The sequence below is a fragment of the Clostridium sp. FS41 genome (genome assembly GCF_000954015.1).
Taxonomy (GTDB): domain Bacteria; phylum Bacillota; class Clostridia; order Lachnospirales; family Lachnospiraceae; genus Enterocloster; species Enterocloster citroniae.
Genome location: NZ_JYHN01000038.1, coordinates 1 through 2644, shown reverse-complemented (window position 1 = coordinate 2644; position 2644 = coordinate 1). Strand labels below are relative to the sequence as shown.

The window sequence follows — 2644 nt, the reverse complement described above, 5'->3', positions numbered from 1 at the left end:
TCCGCTAAATGGGCATCTTGGTGTGTGGCTGCTCTGCCAGCAGTTCCCCCACTGCCTTTGCAAATTCCCGTTTGAGGGCTGGTATATTATCAATCAGCTCCCCGTTGGTCACCTTCCGCTTAATGCCTTTTTCCTTGCGGTATCCATCTGCATATGCCTGGAAATCTATCCTGTTCTTCCGCATCCTGGCAGCAACTGTGGTGTATGTATTACACCCGAAGTTAGACTTATCACCCCTGGCCATAATAAGAGGCTGTATGATCTCCTGGCGCGTCTTTCCCATCTCTGCTTCCTGGGCCATCCTGCGCCTCTCCATCTCCTTTCGGCTATCCTCCTCCAGGTTTGAGAGGATAGGCTCAAACAATGATCGAAGCTTCTCATCCTCTGATATGACTTCCAGACACGAGGCCCGTTCTGCACCTGTAGCATATTTATAATCCTTAATGGCCTGCTCTGATACAAAACCATAGACATCACGCATTTTCCGATATATCCGGGTCAAAATATTATTAAAATCGGAATACAGTTCTGGGTAATTCTTAACCATATTGTCTACTCTGCGGCGTATTCCAATTTTCCAGGCATAGGCATCCGATATTGGCTCACCCTTTTTTTCGGTTCTTCTCCCACTTCCAGAAGTTTTATGATCCTATCCTGATTATTCTGTATTACCCGAAACTTAGCTTCCATAACGGTTATCATATCCGCTCTCAGTTCCGCAAATTTTTGGTCTATGTAAGACCGATCTAAAAACAATGCACTCCTCTCATTTGGTTTCCCCATATCAATCATCTTCCTCTCATTCCGTCTATAAGCGCCTTCCTGTTCTGCTCCGCTATCAAGTCCCTAACCGATTCTTCTGGGAATGGCAGCTGGAAGGTACGCTCCTTAATTCTGTTTGTTATCCTGTCATCATATCTCAAATCCTGTAGGCACAGATTGCTGGTGTACATAGTAATCAACTTATCCTGATATCGGCCATTAATAATGCTATAAAATCGTTCTCCTATCCAATCCTTTGGCAGTTCTGTGCCGAAATCATCTATCACCAATACCTGGACCGTAGATAATGCCCTTAGCAGGTCACTCTCGCTTCTCTCTTTATCATCCCAGGTGGCCTTAATCTCGTTGATGATCTGCATAGATCCGGCAAACTTAACCTGCATCCTGTATGTACTGACCATTTCGTTTGCTATGCTTGCAGCCATCCGTGTCTTGCCTGACCCTTTGGTTCCCGAATACAGATATAACCCCATCCCGTCCGCCCTCATCCCGTCCAGATTGTCCAGGTAATACTTAATGGCCGCGCATGTATTAACGATTATCTTTCTACCAGCCTCATTGCGATACACATCCAGCCGGAAGGAACGTATATCCAATGCCTTGAATGCCTCTGGGATGTTCGCAAACTCCAGCTTGCGCTCCATGATCTGACGCTCTACCAGCCCGCATAAGCACCGCTGTCCATATTCAATCCCATCGGAATCCCGCCAGTAGATCCACCCGGTACCATGACACTCAGGACAGACATCAGAATCCAGTAAATCCTTCTCCTGCGCCTTCGAGGTAGTCATCATTGTACTTCTGCGTTCCCCCTGTATCCGGCTGACCATTTCCTGTAATGGATCCACCACTTCCACCTCCTGTATAATTTGCATCCAGATAATCCACATATCCGCTGTTGAAGAATGTACTTCCGTTCTGCGGTTTCCTCCATGCAGCATCACGCTTAAGGTCGGACTTATAGCGCTCAATACACCGTATCAACTCTTCCTCCCCCACTTTTAGGAGTTTCTGCTTCTGGGTTTCAGATACCTGCCCTTTCCCCTTTTTGCACGGATACAGTTTCCATAGGGTTTCAAACAGGGCAATTGACTGCTGTTTCCTGTCACCGGATGCACTATATATATTATTTTCTTTCTTTATTTCTTTATTTCTTTCTTCTATTGTTGTCGTTCGTTTGTCGTTAGAATGTCGTTCGCCTGTCGCCTGGGTGTCATCTTGCCTGTCATCTGACTGGTACAAATCATAGTTTTTTATTGTAAATACGCTATATTTGTTTGTCGCCTTGCTTGTCACTTCGCCTGTCGTTTTTAGATGGGAAATTCCGGTCCTAATCTCCCTTTCCGTAAGCCCTGTTTCGTATGCAAGATTCTTGATGGAAGATACGAAGGAACCACGCGGGACAGTTGTACCCATGAATTTTCCATCTTTCCAGTTGGCTTTCAGGAGCATATGGATGAATAAAACTTTTGTGTTAATGTCCTGATACCATTCCCAGTCCAGGAATCTGCGGTAAAGCTTAATATGTCCATCCATCCTATCACCTGCTATCAATGTCCCGTCCGGCTTCCCACTCCTTATACAATGCCATCCAATCTTCCAGGCGCATTGTGACCAACCAGGATCCGCGATTACGGCGGTGGAACACTGAAGGGTAGATTTCCTCGCCGAACGGTAATTTCTCTGCTTCTGTGTCATCTACGGCCTGTTTCATGGCATCTCCAAGGTTAAGTCGCTCTACCCTTTTGCACTCGATATGTATGCCCGGAAGTCCCACCACATCCGCATCCCCATTGGTGCCGCAATACTGCTGGCTCCTACGGCAATTGTATCCATGGTCCTTAAGGAGATTGGCAAGTTC

At 46.4% G+C, this 2644-nt stretch carries 5 protein-coding genes; all 5 read right to left on the bottom strand.

Annotated features, from left to right (window positions below; translation table 11 throughout):
- Positions 1-4 precede the first annotated feature (4 nt).
- The gene (locus CLFS41_RS30680; RefSeq protein ID WP_242856775.1) at positions 5-481 is read right to left on the bottom strand and encodes a hypothetical protein; all 477 of its coding nucleotides are present in this window, start codon (positions 479-481) and stop codon (positions 5-7) included.
- A gap of 71 nt (positions 482-552) precedes the next feature.
- The gene (locus CLFS41_RS30675) at positions 553-783 is read right to left on the bottom strand and encodes a hypothetical protein (RefSeq protein ID WP_242856774.1); all 231 of its coding nucleotides are present in this window, start codon (positions 781-783) and stop codon (positions 553-555) included.
- Between the two features lie 5 nt (positions 784-788).
- Positions 789-1631: an ATP-binding protein gene (locus tag CLFS41_RS05060; protein ID WP_242856773.1), complete on the bottom strand. Its 843-nt coding sequence runs from the start codon at positions 1629-1631 to the stop codon at positions 789-791.
- Positions 1531-2319: a hypothetical protein gene (locus CLFS41_RS05055; protein ID WP_045091657.1), complete on the bottom strand. Its 789-nt coding sequence runs from the start codon at positions 2317-2319 to the stop codon at positions 1531-1533. The genes CLFS41_RS05060 and CLFS41_RS05055 overlap by 101 nt, the downstream gene beginning before the upstream one ends.
- 4 nt (positions 2320-2323) lie before the next feature.
- Positions 2324-2644: hypothetical protein (locus CLFS41_RS05050; protein WP_045091656.1), on the bottom strand; the 321-nt coding region annotated here is incomplete at its 5' end.

Coding starts and splice junctions, on each gene's coding strand:
- CLFS41_RS05055 (WP_045091657.1), bottom strand. CDS start 2,319: ATGGATGGACATATTAAGCTTTACCGCAGATTCCTGGACTGGGAATGG.
- CLFS41_RS30680 (WP_242856775.1), bottom strand. CDS start 481: ATGCGTGATGTCTATGGTTTTGTATCAGAGCAGGCCATTAAGGATTAT.
- CLFS41_RS30675 (WP_242856774.1), bottom strand. CDS start 783: ATGGGGAAACCAAATGAGAGGAGTGCATTGTTTTTAGATCGGTCTTAC.